The sequence below is a fragment of the Paenibacillus sp. XP01 genome (genome assembly GCF_057364885.1).
Genome location: NZ_CP139481.1, coordinates 2738413 through 2760710 on the forward strand (window position 1 = coordinate 2738413; position 22298 = coordinate 2760710).

The 22298-nt window shown below is 53.3% G+C and carries 19 protein-coding genes and 1 riboswitch; of the genes, 14 read left to right on the forward strand and 5 right to left on the reverse strand.

From position 1 onward, the window contains the following. Positions 1-13 precede the first annotated feature (13 nt). The 5 genes from SNR34_RS12735 to SNR34_RS12755 all read left to right on the forward strand — a co-directional run bounded on the left by SNR34_RS12735 (position 14) and on the right by SNR34_RS12755 (position 5894). Complete coding sequence (locus SNR34_RS12735) at positions 14-292, forward strand: hypothetical protein (protein ID WP_339277855.1); 279 nt, start codon at positions 14-16, stop codon at positions 290-292. Then, a complete protein-coding gene (locus tag SNR34_RS12740) occupies positions 246-2081 on the forward strand; it encodes an assimilatory sulfite reductase (NADPH) flavoprotein subunit (RefSeq protein WP_486182037.1) in 1836 nt (611 codons plus the stop codon). The genes SNR34_RS12735 and SNR34_RS12740 overlap by 47 nt, the downstream gene beginning before the upstream one ends. 55 nt (positions 2082-2136) lie before the next feature. Continuing rightward, positions 2137-3858: an assimilatory sulfite reductase (NADPH) hemoprotein subunit gene (cysI, locus tag SNR34_RS12745; RefSeq protein ID WP_236419582.1), complete on the forward strand. Its 1722-nt coding sequence runs from the start codon at positions 2137-2139 to the stop codon at positions 3856-3858. 374 nt (positions 3859-4232) lie between these two features. Next, positions 4233-5021 (forward strand): SDR family NAD(P)-dependent oxidoreductase, encoded by a 789-nt coding sequence (locus tag SNR34_RS12750; RefSeq protein WP_343259345.1) that lies wholly within the window; start codon positions 4233-4235, stop codon positions 5019-5021. A 153-nt stretch (positions 5022-5174) separates the two neighbouring features. Then, a complete protein-coding gene (locus SNR34_RS12755; protein ID WP_236419653.1) occupies positions 5175-5894 on the forward strand; it encodes a YebC/PmpR family DNA-binding transcriptional regulator in 720 nt (239 codons plus the stop codon). Positions 5895-6123: 229 nt separating this feature from the next. Here SNR34_RS12755 and SNR34_RS12760 read toward each other — a convergent pair whose 3' ends face one another. The 5 genes from SNR34_RS12760 to SNR34_RS12780 form a co-directional block, all read right to left on the reverse strand. Further along, entirely contained in the window at positions 6124-6621 is a 498-nt protein-coding gene (locus SNR34_RS12760; protein ID WP_486182038.1) for a DinB family protein, read from the reverse strand. 261 nt (positions 6622-6882) lie between these two features. Beyond that, the gene (locus SNR34_RS12765) at positions 6883-7365 is read right to left on the reverse strand and encodes a DMT family transporter (protein ID WP_343259343.1); all 483 of its coding nucleotides are present in this window, start codon (positions 7363-7365) and stop codon (positions 6883-6885) included. Between the two features lie 4 nt (positions 7366-7369). After that, positions 7370-8074: a Crp/Fnr family transcriptional regulator gene (locus tag SNR34_RS12770; protein WP_236419588.1), complete on the reverse strand. Its 705-nt coding sequence runs from the start codon at positions 8072-8074 to the stop codon at positions 7370-7372. 38 nt (positions 8075-8112) lie between these two features. Continuing rightward, positions 8113-8538, reverse strand: coding sequence for a DMT family transporter (locus SNR34_RS12775; RefSeq protein ID WP_339277859.1), 426 nt, complete (start codon positions 8536-8538; stop codon positions 8113-8115). A 146-nt stretch (positions 8539-8684) separates the two neighbouring features. Next, positions 8685-9458 (reverse strand): Nif3-like dinuclear metal center hexameric protein, encoded by a 774-nt coding sequence (locus tag SNR34_RS12780; protein WP_486182039.1) that lies wholly within the window; start codon positions 9456-9458, stop codon positions 8685-8687. 233 nt (positions 9459-9691) lie between these two features. On the opposite strand from SNR34_RS12780, the gene SNR34_RS12785 reads away from it, so the two are divergent. The 9 genes from SNR34_RS12785 to SNR34_RS12825 all read left to right on the forward strand — a co-directional run bounded on the left by SNR34_RS12785 (position 9692) and on the right by SNR34_RS12825 (position 22167). Next, positions 9692-11305, forward strand: coding sequence for a TerB N-terminal domain-containing protein (locus tag SNR34_RS12785; protein ID WP_486182040.1), 1614 nt, complete (start codon positions 9692-9694; stop codon positions 11303-11305). A 6-nt stretch (positions 11306-11311) separates the two neighbouring features. After that, entirely contained in the window at positions 11312-12655 is a 1344-nt protein-coding gene (locus SNR34_RS12790; protein ID WP_486182041.1) for an ATP-binding protein, read from the forward strand. Next, positions 12652-14868: a DEAD/DEAH box helicase gene (locus SNR34_RS12795; protein ID WP_486182042.1), complete on the forward strand. Its 2217-nt coding sequence runs from the start codon at positions 12652-12654 to the stop codon at positions 14866-14868. The genes SNR34_RS12790 and SNR34_RS12795 overlap by 4 nt, the downstream gene beginning before the upstream one ends. 210 nt (positions 14869-15078) lie before the next feature. Then, positions 15079-15189, forward strand: a riboswitch (purine riboswitch). Positions 15190-15265: 76 nt separating this feature from the next. Then, positions 15266-16225: an EamA family transporter gene (locus tag SNR34_RS12800; RefSeq protein ID WP_486182043.1), complete on the forward strand. Its 960-nt coding sequence runs from the start codon at positions 15266-15268 to the stop codon at positions 16223-16225. Positions 16226-16369: 144 nt separating this feature from the next. Beyond that, a complete protein-coding gene (locus SNR34_RS12805; RefSeq protein WP_236419602.1) occupies positions 16370-16792 on the forward strand; it encodes a cupredoxin domain-containing protein in 423 nt (140 codons plus the stop codon). A gap of 111 nt (positions 16793-16903) precedes the next feature. Continuing rightward, positions 16904-17938: an SDR family oxidoreductase gene (locus tag SNR34_RS12810; RefSeq protein ID WP_236419604.1), complete on the forward strand. Its 1035-nt coding sequence runs from the start codon at positions 16904-16906 to the stop codon at positions 17936-17938. Further along, positions 17935-18591: a carboxylesterase family protein gene (locus SNR34_RS12815; protein ID WP_236419605.1), complete on the forward strand. Its 657-nt coding sequence runs from the start codon at positions 17935-17937 to the stop codon at positions 18589-18591. The genes SNR34_RS12810 and SNR34_RS12815 overlap by 4 nt, the downstream gene beginning before the upstream one ends. A 258-nt stretch (positions 18592-18849) precedes the next feature. Further along, entirely contained in the window at positions 18850-21186 is a 2337-nt protein-coding gene (locus SNR34_RS12820; protein WP_486182044.1) for a beta-galactosidase, read from the forward strand. Positions 21187-21378: 192 nt separating this feature from the next. Then, entirely contained in the window at positions 21379-22167 is a 789-nt protein-coding gene (locus SNR34_RS12825) for a GNAT family N-acetyltransferase (protein ID WP_486182045.1), read from the forward strand. Positions 22168-22298 lie beyond the last annotated feature (131 nt).

A 22298-nucleotide genomic window follows, 5' to 3' on the forward strand; every position in this document is an offset into this window, starting at 1 on the left:
CGCGGCAAACGGAATGCCTAAGGCTTATTTCAACCTGATTGCAGGCTGGAATAAGCCTCTTGGCGTTGTAAAAATCATCAAGCATGAATTTGCGGTTTTTTGTCGTTTATCAGCGAAACTGATAAATGGTATAAAAGGTTTGAAATTGACCGCCAACAGCGGGTGTGTTAGGTTCTTAATATCAGAAATAAATGTGATCTTTTTAGTAGGAATTAAAATTGAAGCAATGCGCGAGGTGGCAAATGGTGGAACTTCAAGTGACAAACAGCCCTTTTACTCAGGAACAGGTTGAGCTGCTCAACCGCCTGCTTCCTACCTTAAACGAAGGACAACGGATCTGGCTGAGCGGATATCTTACGGCATCGTTCGGCAGTGCAGCAGCATCGGTTCCGGCGGCACCGCAGCAGTTGGCGGGATCGGCGGCCGCAGCGCCTGAAAGCGTACCTGCAGTACCGAAGGAAGTAACGGTTCTTTACGGTTCGCAAACGGGGAATTCAAGCAGCCTGGCGAAAAAGCTCGCCAAAAGGCTCGAAGGGCAGAACCTTCAGGTAACCTTGTCCTCCATGGGGGATTTCAAACCGAACGGACTCAAAAAAATCAATAATCTCCTCATCGTGGTCAGCACGCATGGCGAAGGCGAGCCGCCGGACAATGCCATTGCGTTCCATGAATTCCTGTTCAGCAAACGGGCTCCCAAGCTCGACGGATTGCAATATTCCGTATTGGCGCTTGGAGATACTTCATACGAATTTTTCTGCCAGACCGGCAAAGACTTCGACCAGCGTCTTCAGGAACTGGGAGGGACGGTGCTTGTGCCGCGCGTGGACTGCGACGTCGATTTCGATGAACCTGCTGCAGCGTGGATCGAGGAAGTGGCTGCATCGCTCGGAAATGCTTCGGCCGGGGCGGTTAGCAGCGCCAATGCAGCTGCGAATCCGATTGCAAGCAACGTGGAGTCGGAGTACAGCCGCACGAACCCTTTCAAGGCAGAAGTGCTTGAGAACCTCAACCTGAACGGCAGAGGATCCGATCGGGAGACCCGCCATATCGAGTTATCGCTTGAAGGGTCCAACCTTCAGTATGAGCCTGGCGACAGCCTCGGCGTATTTCCGGAAAATCACCCGCGTCTCGTGGATGAGCTGATCGCAGCGATGGATTGGAATGAGGACGAGCTTGTACAGGTGAACAAAAATGGAGATCAGGCTTCCGTCCGCGAAGCATTGCTGCGAGTTTTTGAAATAACGGCCGTTACCAAGCCGGTTGTAGAGCAGCTGGCGAAGCTGAAACCCGAGAGCGGCCTGTCCGGGCTGCTGGCGGATGAATCGGAGTTCCGCAAGGTCATGCATAGCTGCGACCTGCTTGATCTCGTGCAGGATTATCAACTTGCCGGCATCCCGGCAGCTTCATTCTTGGCCGTGCTGCGGAAAATTCCGGCCCGCTTGTACTCGATTGCCAGCAGCCTGAAATCATCTCCGGACGAAGTGCATCTGACCGTGCGAACCGTACGTTATGAGTCGCGCGGCCGTGAGCGTTATGGCGTATGTTCCGTACACTTGGCCGAACGGATTGAAGCCGGAGACAGCTTGCCCATCTTCGTTCAGCATAATCCGAACTTCAAACTTCCCGCCAACCCCGATGCGCCTGTGATCATGATCGGACCGGGCACGGGCGTGGCGCCATTCCGGGCATTCCTCGGAGAACGCGAGGAAACGGGCGCCGAGGGCAAAACATGGCTGTTCTACGGCGACCAGCATTTTGCAACGGACTTCCTGTACCAGACGGAATGGCAGCGCTGGTTGAAGGATGGCGTGCTGTCACGCATGGACGTAGCCTTCTCGCGCGATACCGAGCAGAAGGTATACGTGCAGCACCGGATGTTGGAAAACAGCAAGGAATTGTATCAATGGCTGTTGGAAGGCGCTCATGTGTACGTGTGCGGCGACGAGAAAAGAATGGCCCATGACGTCCATCATGCCCTGGCGACCATCATTCAGCAGGAGGGCGGTTTGACGGAAGAAGAGGCTTCGGAGTACCTGACACGTTTGCAGCAAGAAAAACGTTATCAGCGGGACGTGTATTAATCCGCAGTGTAGTTTGACGGAAACGGATCCCGAAGTAGCGAGAGGAGAAAGCGGTATGGCTTATAACAATTTACTCAACCCGCAGCGCCAAAACAGTGATGTGGAAGACATAAAGATCAAGAGCAACTATTTGCGCGGAAGTTTGACCGAAACGCTGGCAGACCGGATCACCGGTTCCATTCCCGAAGACGACAACCGTTTGATGAAACACCACGGCAGCTACATGCAGGACGATCGCGATCTGCGCAACGAACGAAACAAATCCAAACTAGAGCCTGCGTACCAGTTCATGCTGCGCGTGCGAGCGTCGGGCGGTATCGTAACGCCTGAGCAATGGCTTATGATGGACCGGGTTTCCCAAAAGTACGGGAACGGCACGATTCGGTTGACGACGCGTCAATCCTTTCAGCTGCACGGCGTGCTGAAATGGAATTTGAAGCCCACGATTCGTGAAGTGAACGACGCCCTGCTCAGCACGTTGGCTGCATGCGGCGACGTCAACCGCAACGTTATGTGCAATCCGAATCCAAACCAATCCGACGTTCATGCCGAAGTGTATGAATGGGCTTGCCAGGTGAGCAACCATCTCGATCCGCGTACGCGGGCTTACCACGAGCTCTGGCTGGACGGCGAGAAAATCATCGATTCGCGCGACAATGACGAGGAGGTTGAACCGATCTACGGCAAAGTTTACCTGCCGCGCAAATTCAAGATCGGCATTGCCGTGCCGCCGTCCAATGACGTGGACGTTTTTTCCCAGGATTTAGGATTTATCGCCATCGTGGAGAACGGCAAACTGCAGGGCTTCAATGTCGCAGTCGGAGGCGGCATGGGCATGACCCACGGCGATTCCAAAACGTATCCGCAAGTGTCGAAGGTGATCGGCTTCATCACGCCGGAGAAAATGATCGACGTGGCGGAGAAAACAGTCACGATCCAGCGGGATTACGGCGACCGTGCGGTGCGCAAGCATGCACGCTTCAAATATACGATCGACGATCGCGGCCTCGCTTGGTTCGTGGAGGAATTGCATAACCGTCTTGGCTGGGAACTGGAGCCTGCGCGCGAATTCCATTTCGAGCATAACGGTGACCGTTACGGCTGGGTCAAAGGAAGCAATGGCCGCTGGCATTACACCTTGTTCATTCAAAACGGCCGCGTAAAAGATTTTGAAGGTTACCCGCTGATGACGGGATTGCGGGAAATTGCCAAAGTCCATACCGGCGATTTCCGTCTGACCGCGAATCAGAACTTGATCATTGGAAATATCTCGAGCCAAAAGAAAAAAAAGATCGAAGCGTTGATGGAGCAGTACAACTTGACGGATGGAGCGCATTACTCCGCTTTGCGCCGCAGCTCGATGGCTTGCGTGGCCCTTCCGACATGCGGTCTCGCTATGGCGGAGTCCGAGCGCTACTTGCCATCCCTGATCGACAAGCTGGAGCCTGTGCTGGACGAAGCAGGCCTCAGAGACGAAGAGATCGTCATTCGCATGACGGGCTGCCCGAACGGCTGTGCACGCCCGATGTTGGCCGAGATTGCCTTTATCGGGAAAGCTCCGGGCAAATACAATCTGTATCTGGGCGGCAGTTTTACCGGACATCGACTCAATAAGCTTTATAAAGAAAACATCGGCGAAAAAGAGATTCTGGATACGTTGACGCCGATCATCCATCGATATGCGAAGGAACGCAGCGAAGGCGAGCATTTCGGCGACTTTGTCATCCGTTCCGGCTATGTGCCCGAGGTATTGGACGGACAGCAGTTCCATGCCTGATAAAACGTGAATATTAGCCAAGAGAGAATGAGCACTTCCCGAGGGGAGTGCTTTTTGGCGTGTATGTTTTCGTTTCATTCGACCTGAACGGGGTAAGAAGAAAGGAGCAGCTATTATAGACCGCAAAAACGTAGGCACGTAAAACGGAGACGCAGAACCAACTCCGAAGAAGCAAAACGTTCGCTTAAAAGCTTTCAGAGAGAAAGCTGCATCGGAGGCATAGGCGTTATCCCCGGATTTTCCCCTTGAAAAGGGGTTCGAAAACATCCGGGGGATACAGTAGTGCTGGAAGATGGTGCTGCACTCGCAGTGGCCTATTGTGATCGATTTGTGCGGCTTTAATAAATGATCCCCCGGGACAGGAGATGATGAACATGAAAATCATGCAGGACAAAATCGCGATCATTACGGGAGCAGCATCCGGAATCGGCAAGGCTGGTGCCATCCGTCTGGCCCGGGAAGGGGCAAAGGTCAGCCTGATCGACCGAAATGCCGAGCGGCTCGAGGAAACGGTATCCGAACTGAACGAAATGGGGGCCGAGGCGCTCCATTACGCGATAGACATCCGTGATGAGGATAAGTTAAAGGAAGCCATCCGGCATACAGCCGATCGTTGGGGAGGACGGATCGACACAGTGTTTGCCAATGCGGGCATTCTTGGAACCGTTTCGCCGATCGAGCATTTTCCGCCCGGCGAGTTCGAGCGCACGCTGAAAAACAATTTGCTCGGCACGGTGGAGACGGTCAAACATGCCATCCCTTATATGAAAGAACACGGAGGAACGATTACCGTCACCAGTTCCGTCAGCGGCAACCGCCAATTTGCGCAAGCCGGGTTCTCGGCTTACAGCACGTCCAAGGCAGCCATCTCGGCGTTTGCCAAAATGGCCGCGCTCGAGCTTTCCCAATACGGCATTCGCGTCAACGCAATCTGCCCCGGCATGATCGACACGAACATTTTCGAGTCGCAGGAGCAGGAGGAGCATACGTCTGAGATTCGCTTTCCGTTCAACATTCCCGATTACGGCATTCCGCTGACGCGCAAACCCGGCAAACCGGAGGACGTGGCCGGATTGCTGCTGTATCTTGCCTCAGACGAAGCGAGGCACATTACCGGGACCGAGGTATATATCGACGGAGCGGAGGCGCTTATTAAAGGATAGAGGAGAATGTTACCGTTCACGGGTCCGCACAGTCCGCACAGAGAACGGTTTACCGGCCAATCTTTTCCCCTCAGAAACTTGTTGAAGCCCTCTTAACAAGATATAATGACAGAGTAGAATGCAGATTACATGTTGAAAGTGAGCGGAAAAGATATGGGGCGCAAGTGGAATAATATCAAGGAAAAGAAAGCTTCAAAAGATGCCAACACGAGCCGGGTGTATGCCAAGTTTGGCGTTGAGATTTACGTGGCTGCCAAGAAGGGCGAGCCGGACCCGGAAGCCAATCGCGCGTTGAAAGTGGTTCTGGAGCGGGCCAAAACATATAATGTGCCAAAAGCGATCATTGACCGCGCCATGGAAAAGGCGAAAGGTAGCGGGGACGAAAACTATGAAGAACTCCGTTACGAAGGTTTCGGACCTAACGGAGCGATGGTGATCGTTGACGCGCTGACGAACAACGTAAACCGTACAGCGCCTGAAGTGCGCTCTGCGTTCAACAAAAACGGCGGCAACATGGGCGTCAGCGGTTCTGTTGCCTACATGTTCGATCCGACGGCGGTCATCGGCGTGGAAGGCAAAACCTCCGAGGAAGTGCTCGAAATAATGCTCGAAGCGGACGTTGACGTGCGTGACATCGTGGAGGAAGACGAAGCGGTGATCGTATATGCCGATCCGGACCAATTCCATGCGGTGCAGGAAGCGTTCAAAGCAGCGGGCGTGACCGAATTCACGGTCGCCGAGCTGACGATGCTGGCGCAAAACTATGTGCAGCTGCCTGAGGATGCGCAAGTGCAATTCGAGAAGCTGATCGATGCGCTGGAAGACCTTGAGGACGTGCAGCAGGTGTACCACAACGTTGAATTCGAAGATTAAGGCGTATCCTAGCCATTTCTCTAGGCATGAGACGGAAATTTGTTCTTAAAACCGCCAATTGTTTCAATAAGTGTGAGGATGTACATGTCTTTGCTTGGTGGATTTTATGATGATGTACGTTTTGGTGTCCGAGTTATGAGGAACGTGTAACTTTAAACTCACTTTTTGTATGGGATATCTATTACAAAAAGTGAGTTTTTTTATGTTGTTCGCTCTATGTGCTGATGAATCAGCTTGAAAACAGCCCTCTGCCAATTACATTTGCTGATACTGGTTGAATCCCGAGTTCTCTTGCCCATATGGATAGTTGACCCATATGATGAATTTCGTGAGCAATGACATGGCGTAGTATTTCACCTTTGGTATAACGTCCTTCAGTCCATGGAACTATAACCGTTTCGTATTCGAAATTATCTGACCAAGTATCCAGAAATGCCTTTGTTTCTTGCATCCAACAATGAGAAAGTTCTTTTACTTGTTCCAGTGACTTGCAGCTCTCAAATTGGACTTGGAGATCAGGTTGACCTTGTATTCCACGAATCCAGCTATATTCCACATCTGAGATATGGAAAAGGGTATAAAGAATGCTGCCTGGCCCACCAATTCGATGACGAAGCAATTCTTCATTTGAGAGTTGCGTACATCGCTCAAACCATTCATTTCTTACCATCCAGTTATAATTAAGTAACTTTATCAACATACTCGCCCCCTTAACAGCATTCGGCATGGAACATCTTATCACATTCTCTTATTGAAGCCTTCCTTCATGCATTCGAAAAATCATATATTTCCTTAATTTGATTTTCGGGAGAAGATATAGTCTTAAGCGAATGTTCTTGAGGATTATGTAAACAAAGACTGTCTGTTGAATCGGAACAGATAGTCTTTTTGCGTGCGGCTCTATGCCTGATTGCACATGATAGAACCACTCTTCTTATACGCCACAACCGAAGGAAACGGGCAATCTTTCGGGTTGCGGCGTTTTCGGTTACTGTCCCTCGCGGCTAGGCGCCATCGCATTTGGTTTCTCGCTCTTGCCACCGAGCTTGAACAACAGAATACCTGCGACGATGACCAGTACCCCGAGAAGCTGATTCCAGGAGAAGGGGATCTTATCCAGACCAAGCCATCCCATGGAGTCGAACAGCAGCGCAAAGCTCAGCTGGGACGTCAACACAATGGAAATGGCGTAGGTAGGTCCGAGCAGCTTAAGCGCCTGCATGAGGCAGAACACAACGCCGACGCCGATCGCTCCGCTAAACCAGTACCATGGCTTCATATGTTGGATGCTGAACGTATCTTTTCCTTCCACCAATAGGGAGATGGCAAACGAGGCGAGAAATCCGGTGAACAGCACCAATGCGGTAGATGACCAGGGACCCGTTCTTTCGTTGACCTTGCTGTTGAAAATGGTTTGCAGGCTGACAAGCGCGCCAGCGAGCGCTGCCAGCAAAATTCCGGTGATGACCATTGCATTAACTCCTGTCATATATATTGTGCCCTGCCAAGGCTCGCAATCCGTCCTGATCCTTGACCAGCAACAAGCCCTGTTTTCGTTCGATGAGGCCGTCTGCACACAGTTTCTGAATAACCCGATTCAGATGGCGGTAACTTGTGCCGATCAGATGGGCAATGTCCGTCATATTGAAGGCATCAAGCTCTTCGTGGACGATGTTGCCGGCTTCCTCGGTCGAGATGGATAACAGATAACTGGCCAGCCGGACCTCGACGGGATACATCAGATTGAAATTGGAAAAATTGGAATCGATGTAAAATTTGTCGGTCATGATTTTGAGCAAAAATCGGAGCAGCGGCGCATGGTCGCCAGCGTGCTCAGCCAGCCATCGGTAATGGATGCGCAGCATCGTCACGGGCGTCACGGCCTGCACGGTATTCACGATATTGCTTTCGCGCACAAATTCCACGTCCCCGACAACCTCAAGGGGTGTTTTGAAACAGAGAACGAGCGTTTTATCTTGCGCGGACGTCGTGAAAATTTTGATTTTCCCCTGCACGAGCACATAAAGATACTCGGAGATTTCACCGGCTCGGCAGATCAGCTCGCATTTGTCAAAGCGGCATATATCCATGTTCGGCCGCAGTTTCTCTTCAAAAACTTGTTCCAGGTTGAATTGTTTCAAATAGTGAAGCAGCTGCTGCTCATCGTAAAATGCCTCCACGGCTTTGATGCACCTCCGGTCTGAATAGGTTTACCTGTTCACAGTTTAATGATAATCACGCCGGCAACCATCAAGGCAATGCCCAAAAACTGCGGCAGTTTCATTTTTTGCTTTTCCACGCCAAACCAACCGTTGCCGTCCACGACGAACGTGAGGAACAGCTGAGCGATGAGCAGCGCAGAAATGGTGAACGTTACGCCGATGCGCTGAATCGCGGTCACCTCGCTGAAAATAATGAGCGCAGCAAAGGCGCCGCCTGCCAGATACAACGGATTGACCTGTTTCAAGCCCGTCCAATTGGCGTCCCGTACGAACACAAGAATAAGGGCAGCCAGGATAAATCCCGTAAGTTGCGTAATCGTCGCGGCCTGCCAGGTACCTACATCGCTGCTGATTCTGGCATTGGCGACCCCCTGCAAGGTGATGCAGGCCCCGCCGAGAATAGCGAAAATAATTCCTTTCATTGTATAAGCTCTCCTTATCCATTCACTTCGAAATCTATTAAATGACAAATGAGCGCCATTGCCAAGGACATATGTCCTCAGGGGGTTCGATGGGCGTAAAACGTAAAAACCCCCTTAAACAGAGGGTTCCAGTTCCATAACCTTCTTTAGAATACCCGATAAACCGGCTCATTCGGCACGAATTGCACGTTTAATTCCTTAAAGGCGACCTTCAGCCTGTCCGCCAGCATGCGCATGCCCGGGATTTCGCTTTCGGCATGGCCCATCATGATCAGCGCCTTCTGCAGGCCTTGTCCGACGGCATCGCGGACGTATTCTGGCGTTTCCCATTCAAACCCTTCCCCGGCGATAATGAGGTCGAGCCGTTCCTGCTGCATAAGGGGAATCGTCAAATTGCCGTTCCCGCGAAATCCAACGAGTATGGCGGCACGCCTGCAAACCATCCCAGGATCGCCGACTGCCCGGAGGTACTCGATGCCGGTCGCATTTCGGATATGGCTTGCCATGTCCCGCAGGGTCCACTCTTCGGGAAAAGAGAGCACGTGCGCTTCTTTCATCCTCTTTTCAACATGAGGCAGCCAACCGAGCGCGTGCACCAGTCCTTCCGTTATGCCGTCCGGCGACGATTGATGAATGGAGTCATGACAACGGAAAATAGCAATTCCGGCGTCCTCGATGAGCCTGCGTTTATGTTGATAGACAGGATCGTTCGCAAGCCAATCCGTGTGACCATGATGACTATAGAACGGAGATTCGTGCGAGATGATGAGGTTGGCGCCCAAGCGGATCGTTTCTTCGATGACATGATGGGTGGGCATGAAAGCCGTGACCACGCCTTTAACCTGCTGTTCGGGCGAACCTGCAATCAGCAGGTCAACCGTGGTTTCCCGTTGTTCCACTCCGACGTTCAGGTGATTCATGATGTCTCGTACAGTCCAATTCATCCTGATTTCCTCCAGTGAGAGATAATGTTCTGTCCAGTGTACCATGTTCGGGTGCAGAAACGGAGGGGGTGTTGCAATTCCGCCCGATGAATGTCACATCCAAGCAAGCTTTCATTGATAAATGGATCTCGACGAAGCAGGGGCAGATGTTATAATGGGTGTATGGATACACGTGTTCGCATGTTTGCGGGAGAAGGTGAATGATGGAGATGAGAAACAGAGATGCGGGCCAGTTGGAGTTCATGGAGATCGATCTGCGAGAGGAAGGCGAAATACCTCGTGTCCCGATTCCGGATCGTTCCGCTCTGCGCCAGACAGGGGCGTATGCTGCACGTTCGGGCGGAGGAATCTTGTTTTCGGAAAAAAAATTTGTGGAGGAAGCGAAACGGCTGGTCGACATGAATGTCGCGGCCGCCGAGCGGGTTCCTTTCATGAGCTACTGGCCGACGTATGGCGTCATGGACGATGCCCAAAGGCAATGGTATTTTTTCTGGAGATCAGAGGTAAGGCAAGGCAGATATCCCGATACGGATCTTTCCTATGTGTTCGTTCATGTTTACGAGCTGATCAACGGAATTGGCTGGCAGCGACCCGAAGCGGGCTATGGTCAATTGAAGGAGCTGTGGTCCCAATATCAAGCGCGTTTGCCGCAGCTTGATGCGTACATGCAGGAATGGTTGGTGGATTATGCGCTGATCCATCGTCTGGACGGTTCGTTCGGGGAACTGGTGGACCTTGCCGATGGCAGGCTGCCCGCAGAGGTGCTCGATATGGAGATGTGCAGGCTGCTGAAGCAAGCTGAGCCTCATATCCCTTTGAAGCTGCTGCAGCGATATGTTGAATACGACATCACGCTCAGCAAATTTTACAGGGACGGCGGCCGCGAAGCGTTGGCCGAGTTCGTTCCGGGAACGATCGCTGTCGTGAATGCCTACATGACCCGTACCCGGGGTGGGGGAATCTGGGAATTGTACGGACCAAGCGGCGAGAAAACAACGGAACGGGTGTTGTTCCGCAAAGCGGTATACGATGACGGTTTGTATGGAAAAAAAGCGCTGCTCACCTATAGCCCGATTGGAGAACAGCCTGAATTCGTCCGTTTGGCCACGCAAATATTCCGCTCGATCGAGAACAAACTGCGCGAGCTGTCGGGTTTCCGGGGGAGGCTGCGCGGCAATTCCCTTGAACCTGAACTGGCGAAGCTGGTCGAGCGTTACCTGGACAAGGCTTATTCGGCCAGACAGGAGAAGCCCGGCGAGCGAACCGTCATCGCCATTGATGCGGACAAACTCGCGGTGCTTCAGGAAGAGAGCGAGTATGTGCGCCAAGCTTTGACGGTAGAAGGGGCTGGAGACCCCGCCTTGCTTGAGGGTGATTTTGGAACGTTTGCGGAAGACCAGCCGGATCTGCCTGCGCAAACGACGGCAGGTTCTGCTGCGGGTCTTCATCCTGCGGCAGAGGTCTTCGAAGCCGAAGACATACCGGGAATGCATCCGTTTGAAACCCAACCAACGACCGCTTCCGGTCTTGCCGGCGTCGAAACGCTTTGGGACGAAACGACGCTCCGAGAGCTGGATGAAGAATGGAAGCAATTTGCCGCAGCGCTTGCTCCAAGGCATGTGCTGGCGATTTTGGCGCTGCTGGGCGAACAGCCTGACGCTGCCTTGATGCGAGTCGCCGAGCAATGCGGCACGATGCCTGCGCTTCTGCTGGACGAAATCAACGACGTCGCCATGGAGACGATCGGAGACTTGTTGGTGGATGGCGACCGCATTATGGAGGAATATATGAACCCATTTGAACACGTGAAGAGCATGAGGTGAAGCTGAATGACAGAACTTAAAATCCCCAAGCGGCTGACTACCGCGCTGGTGAATTCCTTGACGGCGGGCGTCGTGCCGCGGATCGGCCTGGAGCAGATCGCGGTCGGCCGCAAGCCGGAAGTGGAGGCGATGCTGCGCGACATGGACAACATCGCCGAAGGCGGAGCCGCCTTTCGGTTGATTACGGGCAGGTACGGCAGCGGAAAAAGCTTTCTTTTGCAAATGATCCGCAATTACGCGATGGACCGCGAGTTCGTGGTGGCCGATGCGGACCTGTCGCCCGAGCGCAGGCTGGTTGGAACGAAGGGGCAAGGGCTGGCTACGTATCGCGAGCTTATGACGCGCATGTCCACGCGCACCCGCCCCGATGGCGGCGCTCTGGAGCCTTTGCTGCAGAAATGGATCGCAGGCCTCCAGCAGCAAGCGATGCAGAACTTGGGACTGCGACCGGATGATCCGGCATTGACGAGCGAGGTCGAGACGCGGATCTACGCCGTGACGCAGGAGCTGCAGAACCTGGTGCACGGATTTGATTTTGCCAAGGTGCTGGCCGCGTATTGGACCGGGTACAAGCTCGGCGACGACGAGCGGAAACAAGCCGCCTTGCGCTGGCTCCGCGGAGAATACGCCACGAAGACCGAAGCGAAAAAAGAACTGGCCGTCGGCGTCATCGTCGATGACGACAACTGGTATGACTATTTCAAATTATGGTCCGAGTTCATGGCCCGGATCGGATATAAAGGGCTTTTGTTGTTCATTGACGAGGCCGTGAACCTGTACAAGATCAGCAACAGCATCGCGCGCCAGAGCAACTACGAGAAGCTGCTCACCATGTTCAACGATACGATGCAGGGCAAGGCGGAGCACTTGGGCATTTTCGTGGGCGGCACGCCGCAATTCGTCGAGGATGAGCGCCGGGGCCTGTTCAGCTACGAAGCGCTGCGTTCCAGGCTTGTTGACGGTCGGTATTCAGCCAAGGCGTACGCCAACTACACCGGACCGATCCTGAAGCTGGCGATGCTTTCGCACGAGGAAATTCTGATCTTGCTGCAAAAGCTGCGCCAGATCCATGCCCTGCATTTCGGATATGCGGCAAGCCTGACGGACGATGACCTGGTCGGTTTCATGCAAATGGCCGTAAATCGCCTTGGTGCGGACGAGCTGCTCACGACGCGCGAAGTCGTTCGCGATTTCATGGACGTGCTCCATACGCTGCATCAGAATCCTCACGTGAATTATGCGGAACTGCTGGGGGAACGTGCGGCGAAGGCCGGAAATGCCGGACAGGGGACGAATGCGGAAAGCGACCGGGACGATATGGACGACTTCCTGGCGGAGTTCGAGCTATGAGCGGCCAGAACCAGCGCGAAAACCCGTTTTACAGGCTGGCTCCGTTCGTGCAGGAGTTCATTTACAAAAAACGATGGGAATCGCTGCGTCCTGCCCAGATCGAAGCGTGCAACATCTGTTTCCACACCCCGCATCACATGCTGATTGCGGCCGGCACGGCTTCCGGTAAAACGGAAGCGGCTTTTTTTCCCGCGCTCACGGAGCTATACGAACGTCCGTGCAAATCGGTAGGCATCCTGTACATCGGACCGCTCAAGGCGCTGATCAATGACCAGTTCGAACGGCTCAAGGATTTGCTGGTCGAAGGCAACATCCCGGTGTGGCACTGGCACGGTGACGTGCCGCAGGCGGAGAAGACGCGGCTTGTGAAAAATCCGTCCGGCGTGCTGCAGATTACGCCCGAATCGCTGGAAGGCCTGCTCATGAACCGGCCGAACGCGATTCCTGCGCTGTTCCATGATCTGCGGTACGTCATTATCGACGAGGTTCATGCGTTCATGGGCGCAGACCGGGGAATTCAGGTGCTGAGTCAACTGGCGCGCCTGGAACGGATGGCCGGCTGTGCGCCGCGCAGGGTCGGATTGTCGGCAACGCTCAGCGATTACGATGCGGCTACCGCGTGGCTTGGTGCCGGAACGGGACAAGGGGTTGACGTGGTCACTTCTCCGGGCGGCCGCAAGCTGAGGCTGCGCGTGGAGCATTTCTCCTTTCCCGACGCCAGGGACGAGGAGCAGGCCGAGCAGCTGCATCATGCGCGCAAGGCGTACTACGATTTTATTTATGAGAGCACCTACCGCAAAAAAGCGCTGATCTTTACGAACAGCCGTACCGATGCCGAGGTGACGATTCTTGAGATGCGCCGCGTGGCTGCCCGAAGGGAAGAACGCGACGTCTTCCACGTGCACCATGGCAGCATATCCGCCATGCTCAGGGAAGAGACGGAGGCGGCGCTGCGAAGCGGTCCGGGTCCTGCCGTGGCTGCAGCCACGGTGACGCTGGAGCTCGGCATCGACCTTGGCGAGCTGGAGCGGGTGGTGCAGCTTGGGGCACCGTACAGCGCATCGAGTTTCGTGCAGCGTTTGGGTCGCTCGGGACGGCGGGAGGACATGGCCTCGGAAATGCTGTTTGTCTGCCCGGAAGAAGAGGACGAAGAAGCCCAGCTGCCTGCCCGCATGCCATGGACGCTGCTGAGGGCCATTGCCGTCATCGAGCTGTACGTTCGGCACAGATGGGTTGAGCCGCTGCAGTCGCGACGGATGCCGATCGGCGTACTCTACCATCAGACCATGAGCATGCTGAAAAGCATGGGCGAGGCCGAACCGAGGGAACTCGCCGACGCGATTCTTTCGTTGGCTCCCTTTGCGGAGATCACGCTGGAGCAATATGATGTTTTTCTGAACTATCTGATCGATACCGACCATTTGCAGTGGACCGAAGAGCGAACGCTGATCATTGGTTTGACCGGGGAGAAGACGGTAAACAATTATCGTTTTTATGCGGTATTCAAGGATGATGAGGAGCACAAGGTGCTGAATGGCTCGGAAGAAATCGGCTCCATTACGACCGTACCGCCTCCGGGGTACTGCTTCTCCTTGGCCGGCAAGCTGTGGAAGGTGGAAGAGGTGGATCACAAGCACAAGTCGGTCTATGTGAAGGCGGCCAAGGGAAAAGTGGACACTTTATGGCTTGGCGCGGGCGGCGACATCCATACGGCAGTCATCCAAAAGATGCGCGAGGTGCTGTCGGAATCGGCGATCTACCCGTACTTGTCGCCTCAAGCGGTGAATCGGCTGGAACGCGCCCGGCGTCTTGCGCGGGCAAGCGGGCTGCTGAAGCAAGTCGTCATTCCGGCCGGCGGAGACTCGCTCTATGTGCTGCCATGGGTAGGAAGCAAGGCATTTCGCACGTTGGAGCGGCTGATGAAACATAACCTGTCCGGCAAGCTAAGCTTACGTTCGGTCGTGCCGATGGAGCCTTATTATTTCGTGGTATCCGGCAAAGTGGATGAACGGACCTTGCTGGCGGAAATCATGAGTGAATGCCGGATGGCCTCTGACGCATCTGCGCTATTGGCAGAGGACGAAGCGCCGTACCTTGGCAAATATGACGAATTCGTGGCCCCCCCGCTAATTCGTGAAGCTTTCGCCGCAGATGGGCTCGACTTGCCTGGCTTACGGGATGGGCTGCAGAAAACGCTGGAGTGGGATGCATAACGAGGGGCTTCAAGAAATATTCATCGAATAACATTACGTTATTGCGTCATGTAAACAGGGTTGTGTAATTTAGGCCTCAGAAGCGCCTGTAAATCAAAGCTGCCAGAAGATGCTTGACACCACCTCACCTGCCATGTAATATATGAATCGTTGTCATCAAAGGACTGTGGCCGAAGGCTCGGATAAGCCGATGCAGGCTCAGTCGAACGTATAACAAATCCATATTCCATTCGTATAACCTCGCAGGCCGTCAGTGTACACAGGGCGAGGGTTTCTACAGGAAGCCTTAACTTCCTAACTACGAAGCTGAAGAATTGGCTCACAGCCGATTCCCGGCGACGGAGTTAGGATTTTTTGCGTATTGACATCGAACGAAACGGCAGGAGGTTTATCGGCAATGAAATATTATTTGGCCGTTCTCGCGGGAGCGCTGAGTTACGGCATTTTATCTACGATCGTTGTTTTGGCCTACGGACAGGGGTACCAACTTGGCGAGGTGGTCGGCAGCCAGTTATTTGTAGGCTTCATCCTGTCATGGGCGCTTGCTTTGTATACCAAATTCCGGATGAAACGAAGCGGTGCAAAAGCTGGCAAAGCATCGGCAGCGGCGTCTGATGCCAAATCCGGAGGATTTCAGTCCTTGACGTGGAAGCACCGCCTGATGCTGATGGCTGCAGGTACGCCAACCGTCATGACCGGACTGGTTTATTATCAGTCCTTGCGGTATATTCCGGCATCGCTGGCGATCATCCTGTTATTCCAGTTCACATGGATCAGCGTACTGATTCAAGCTGTAAGCAAACGCGAGCGGCCGGACAAAGTCATGTTTTTGACACTATTAGTGTTGTTCGGCGGCACGCTTCTGGCAGCAGGGTTTCTGGAGCATGGGTTAGGCGAATTCAGCGGCTGGGGTATCGCCCTTGGTTTGATGTCGGCCGTGAGTTATTCATTGTTCCTTCTCTTTAGCGGTAAAGCAGTCCCTGCCGCGCATCCGGCATTTCGCAGTGCCTGGATGGTTACCGGCGGTTTGATTTTGCTCTGCATTCTGTTTCCGCCGACGTTTTTGTTTAACGGATTGATCTGGGGACAGCTGCTGGTTTTCGGCTTGCTGCTTGGATTTTTCGGCGCGTTTATCCCGCCTGTGCTTTTTGCTTTCGGCGTACCGCATACCGGCGGAGGCATGGCGGGCATTCTCGGAGCTGCGGAGCTTCCCGTCGCCGTATTGATGTCTTCCATTGTATTGCATGAGCATGTGAGCAGCTTGCAATGGTTCGGCGTCATCCTCGTATTGCTTGGCATAGCATTGCCGGAGCTGTATAAATTACGGGCGGGACGATCCCGGACGCTGTATTCCTGACAACGGGTTATGTTCCTTTTCCAAAGAAGTCTTGCAAGACCATAGCCCAGTGGGGCCATTTTCATCGGGATGTAAATCCGTTATGCTAATAGGGTTGTGAATCGTTGGATTTGCGTACGTAGAACGGAAAGAGGAGCGTTACCTATGAACATGTTGAAAAAAGGATGGCCTTACCTTGCACTGGGACTTGGTGTCATTGTCGTGCTGGGAGCGTTCGCCGTGTACTTTTTGGGCAAAGATATGTCCCCGGGTACAGGAACGGCGGCAGTTGCCAAAGCGGACACGGCGGAGGATTTGGCCGGATATGAAGTGATCCATGTCAGCGTAAGCAATGACGGCTTCGTGCCGAACGTCATCGAAGTCAAAGCTGGCGTGCCGACCAAAATCAACTTTAACCTGACCCGGAAAGTCACGCATATCAATTCGGTGCTTTCCAGCAAGCTTGGCATGGATTTTTATTTGCAAAAAGGCGACAATTACTATACGATCGATCCCAACGTGAAGCCGGGGGAATACGAATTCAATTGCGGCATGTACATGGAATATGGGACGATCAAGGTCCTCTAAGCAGGACTGGCCAGGATAGGAGCAAAGATTCGGGTTCGCCGGCGCTTTGCTCCTATTTGCTATGCGTGATATCATGGAATGGTCCGGACAATATGCAGGAGGTGGCATGAAATGAAAGCGCTGTTTATCGGTGGGACAGGTACGATCAGCACGGCGATTACGAACCAGCTTGCCCTTGAGGGATGGGACCTTTATTTGTTGAATCGGGGGAATCGGAACGAGGACCTGCCCGGTGAAGTAAAGGTGCTTCAAGCAGACATCAACGACGAGGCCAAAGTTGCGGAGCTGGTTGCAGATCTGGAGTTCGACGTGGTGGCCGATTTCATTGCATTTGTGCCCTCACAGCTGGAGCGGGATTACCGTTTGTTCAAAAACAAAACAAAGCAGTTCATGTTTATCAGCTCGGCATCGGCGTATCAGACGCCTTTGGCGGACTACCGGATTACGGAAGGCACGCCATTGTCGAACCCGTACTGGGAATATTCCCGTAACAAAATCGCTTGCGAGGAATATTTGATGAAGCTGTATCGGGACGAGGGATTCCCGGTAACCATCGTTCGTCCGAGCCACACCTATGGCGATCGGTCCGTCCCGCTGGGCGTTCATGGCGCCAAAGGCAGCTGGCAAGTGTTGAAGCGCATTCTCGAAAACAAACCGGTTATCATTCACGGCGACGGCACGTCGCTCTGGACGATTACGCATAACCGTGATTTTGCCAAAGGGTTCATCGGCCTTATGGGCAATATTCATGCCATCGGCGATTCGGTACATATTACTTCCGACGAGTCGGTCACCTGGAACCAAATTTACGGCATCATCGCCGATGCACTGGGCAAACCGTTGAATGCCGTCCACGTTTCGTCCGCATTCCTGGCGGCATGCAGCGATCAGGACCTGCACGGAAGCCTGCTGGGAGACAAAGCGAATACGGTCGTGTTCGACAACAGCAAATTGAAAAGGCTTGTTCCCGATTTCGTGGCAACGACGCGGGCGGATCAGGGCATCAAGCGCACGATCGAGCATATTTTGGCGCATCCCGAGCTTCAGGTCGAGGACCCGGAATTCGATGCATGGTGCGATGATGTCATTCAGGCGCTGGAGACGGCACTGTCCCAAGTCGGGAAAAGAAGCGAGGTCGTGCAATGAGCCAAACGGCGAACCGATTGACCAAACAGGTTGTCAAAACGGTATCGATCGAATATTTGCTGCATATCCCGAAGGCCGCCAAGATGTCTGCGGACAAGACGTGGCCCGTCATTCTTTTCCTTCATGGATCGGGAGAACGAGGCGATGATGTGGAGAAGGTAAAAGAGCACGGATTGCCGGCCATCGTAAGCAAGGATGATGACTTTCCATTTATCGTCATTTCGCCGCAGTGCCCGGAGGATGACTTTTGGGCGATGCAAAAGGAAGTGGTCATGGCCGTGCTTGAACATGTTCTTGCGAACACGCCTGCGGACCCGAAAAGGGTGTATTTGACGGGACTCAGCATGGGGGGATACGGCGCGTGGGGACTTCCCGCGGATTATCCGGGCGTGTTTGCGGCGGTCGCACCGGTATGCGGCGGCATTTCTCCTTCCAAGGCGGAGCGATTAAAGGATACCCCGATTTGGGCGTTTCATGGCGCGAAGGATGATGTCGTCCCATTGTCCGAATCCGAAAATATCGTTGATGCCTTGAAGGCATTGAATGCCGACGTGCGGTTGACGGTATATCCGGAAGGCAACCATAACGCCTGGGATGAGACGTATGCCAATCCGGAATTATACGAATGGTTTTTAAAGCATACGCTGGCATGAACTCGGTACGCCGGTCAAGGCGAACGGATGATATATCAACAATATACAAGATTGAACAGGCGCCTGGGACGTACAGCACAAGTTGTGCTGGCTCAGGTGTTTTTTTGCATTTCACGGTTTGCTTTTTGGTCCGATGCGAGCTAATCCGAAAATCGTCCATGATAAACCTCTGAATGTCAATGTGCAGGCAGGTGCATGTGCCGTATGATCAGCTTATACGAGGGGAACTATCCCCATTTTCAGTCGAGGTGATTATGAATGAGTTCAGGCATGCACACGGGAGATTCCGTTATCCGTTATACGCTGAATCAACCGGACAAGCAGATTCGCCCGGGAATGATGTCCGGCCGAGGCGGCAGAAATCCGCACGGCGATTTTTATGATTTTACCAACTATTATATGACCCGAAACGGCAAACCCCATATTCCGGTGGTGGGCGAATTTCACTTTGCCCGATTTGCGCATTTGCAATGGGAAGAAGAACTGCTGAAGATGAAGGCAGGCGGGGTCAACATCGTGGCTACCTACGTTTTCTGGAACTTCCATGAAGAAGAGGAGGGTGTGTTCGACTGGGCGAACCACCTGAATTTGCGTCATTTCGTGGATCTTTGCGGCAAACATGAGCTGGCCCTGATCGTCCGCATCGGTCCGTTCTGTCATGGAGAAGTCCGCAATGGAGGCATGCCCGATTGGCTGTTCAGTTATCCTTTCGAAGTCAGATCGAACGATTCCGGATACCTGCACTACGCTGCGCGTTTGTATCGACAGATTGCACGGCAATTGAAGGGACAGTACTTTCAGGAAGGCGGGCCGATCATCGGTGTTCAGTTGGAAAACGAGTACATGCATGCCGGAGCGCCCTTGGACGCTTGGGGATATAAGGCTGGCAAATACATTACTTCCGGGCGGGACGGGCAGGAGCATTTAGCCAAGCTGCGCGAAATTGCGATGGATGCAGGCATTCGCCCATTGTTTTTTACCGCTACGGCTTGGGGAGGGGCCGCCGTGCCTGAAGGAGGCGTGCTGCCCATGCTGGCAGGATACGCCTATACGCCGTGGATTCCCGATCAACCGCCAAGCGGGGAGTATTTGTTCCGCGACTTGCATGAATCTCCGATGGAGCGTGTGCAGTATGACAGCCGCGAATACCCCGCAGCCTATTGCGAGCTGGCGGGAGGAATGCAGGTCAGCTACCATGCCCGGCCTTACGTCGACGCAAGCAGCGTGGAAGCGATGACGGTGGTGAAGCTGGCGAACGGCAGCAACCTGATCGGTTTTTACATGTATCACGGGGGGACCAATCCTGCCTCGCAAAAGGGTTATTTGAACGAGCATGCCTTGCCCAAAATGACATACGACTACCAGGCACCGCTCGGCGAATTCGGACGGGTTGGCGAATCGTATGACCGCATCCGCATGTTATCCATGTTCCTGGAAGCTTACGGCGAAACGCTTGCGCCGATGGGCTGCGTCATTCCCGAAGAGCAGCAAACGTTGACGCCGGACGATACGACAGGGCTGCGCTGGTCCATGCGCCAGCAAGGCGGTTCGGGATTTGTTTTCCTGAACAATTATCAGGATCATGTGCAGATGCCGGATCGGCAGGTACGCCTTGAGTTGGATACACCCCACGGCATTGTGAATTACCCATATGAGGGAAGCCTGCAGCTGAAAAGCGGGTGCGCCGCCATTTTGCCGTTCCATCTCGATCTATATGGCATCAGACTGGTCAGTGCCACGGTGCAGCCGCTTACCCGTTTCGTGTCGGAAGAAAACGACGAGGTTACCGTTGTATTTTACGAGCATGAAGGGATGAAAGCGGAATATGTTTTTGAAGCTTCTTCCATAAGCAGCCTTGAAATGGAGAAAGGAAGCTTCCAGGAACAAGACCGGATGGTTGTGATCTACCCCGAGCTGGGCAAGGATAGTGATATCAAGGTGACCACGGCCGATGGACGCATCATCCGCATGTTCACGCTGACACGCGAGGAGGCGCTGCAAACGTATCGTTTTCGGTTAGGCGGTCAAGAACGTCTCATTATCGGCAAGGGTCATCTTTATGTCAAACACGATCAGTTGATCTGTACTTCGCCGGGGTCGGCAGAAACGGAACTGGCGATATATCCCATGCCGGATCAGGTTGCCGCTTCCGCCTTTGCCGAACTGTCATGCGGAAAACAAGGGCAGTTCGGACTCTACAGACTGAAGGTTCCCGTCTACACCCCCGAATTGCAGATCGAGTATCCGAAGGAGCACACGGCCGTCCTCCATATGAATACCACATGGCCCGAACAGATCGAGGATGTGTTCGTGGAAGTGGATTATGAGGGGGACGTGGCACAGGCTTATCTTCACCGGCGGATGCTGACGGATCATATTCAATACGGGGATACATGGAAAATCGGATTGAAGGAGTTCGTTATGGAGCTGGAAGAGCGCCCGCTAAGATTAATCATTACGCCGATTCGAAAGGGAACGGTAACGAGCTTTGTCAATCAGGCTTACGTCGAACAATTTGATGGGATCGAGCTGGGGGAATTTCGCCGAATCGAGGCTGTACCTCATTACCGGGTTGGTTTGACCGTGAACGGATAATGTGTAAAGTTTTAGAGGGATACGAGAAGGGTGCGTTATTTTTGCTGTGCCTAGATTGGAAAAGTTCAAAATAACAAAACGATCATAGTAGGCAGGCTGCCTGTTATGATATGGTAAAGACATGCCGAATGCATTCGTGCATGTCTTTTGGCTTGGGCAGCGAATGATGAATAAAGAGTGGGGGTGAAATGCATGGAAATAACGCTTGTACGGAATGAAGTTCGGAAACAGGGAGCCTACTGCATGCGCAGCATGCAGCAATCCCCCGGTTACGTGAGAAAAGTCGAATGGACGGAGAAGCAGGCGAGTGCCGGACTGAACTATCTCCAGTTGAAACGAGGGAAAAAAACGCTTGGATTCATCGAATATGCTCCAGGCGAGCAAGCGTGGAGAGTCGTTCATGCGGACGGGTACTTGGTAATCCACTGTTTGTGGGTGGGCGAGACCGGAAGCGGGCTTGGAACAGAGCTGATCCGGCATTGCATCGAAGATGCCCGGCAGCAGGGGAAACGGGGAGTGGCCGTGCTGACCAGCACGGATTCGGGATGGGCGCCCGACCCGGCCATATTTGTCAAAAACGGCTTTGTACCGGCGGATCAAGCCATGGATTTATTCGGGCTATATGTATATCCGTTACGCGGAGATGCGGAAATGCAGCAATCCCCCGCCCGGTTTCCGGACAATTGGCGCGAAAGGCTGGACATGTATCCGGACGGCCTTACCGTGCTGCGCACGGATCAATGTCCTTATCTTGAAATTGCCACCCACAACCTGCTCGCAGCGGCAAGATCCATCGGTATTGAGCCAAACATCATCGAGATCGAAACACGCGAGCACATGATGGAATTGGCCCCAAGTCCTTACGGCGTCTTTCATGTCGTTTATCGCGGGGAATTGATTTCGTACCACCGGATGACGCCGAAAGGTTTTCTGAAACGGATCAGCGAAATCGACCGGCAACAGTCAAAGCAGGCACCTTGACACCCTTGTCAGGGTGTTTTTTGCATTAAAGCGCATACTTCAACGTATTTCTTTTGAATATTTCCGTTTATTTTTAAAATCTATTGTTTTCAAAACAAAACAAAGATGTTACACTCTGATTATGAACAAAA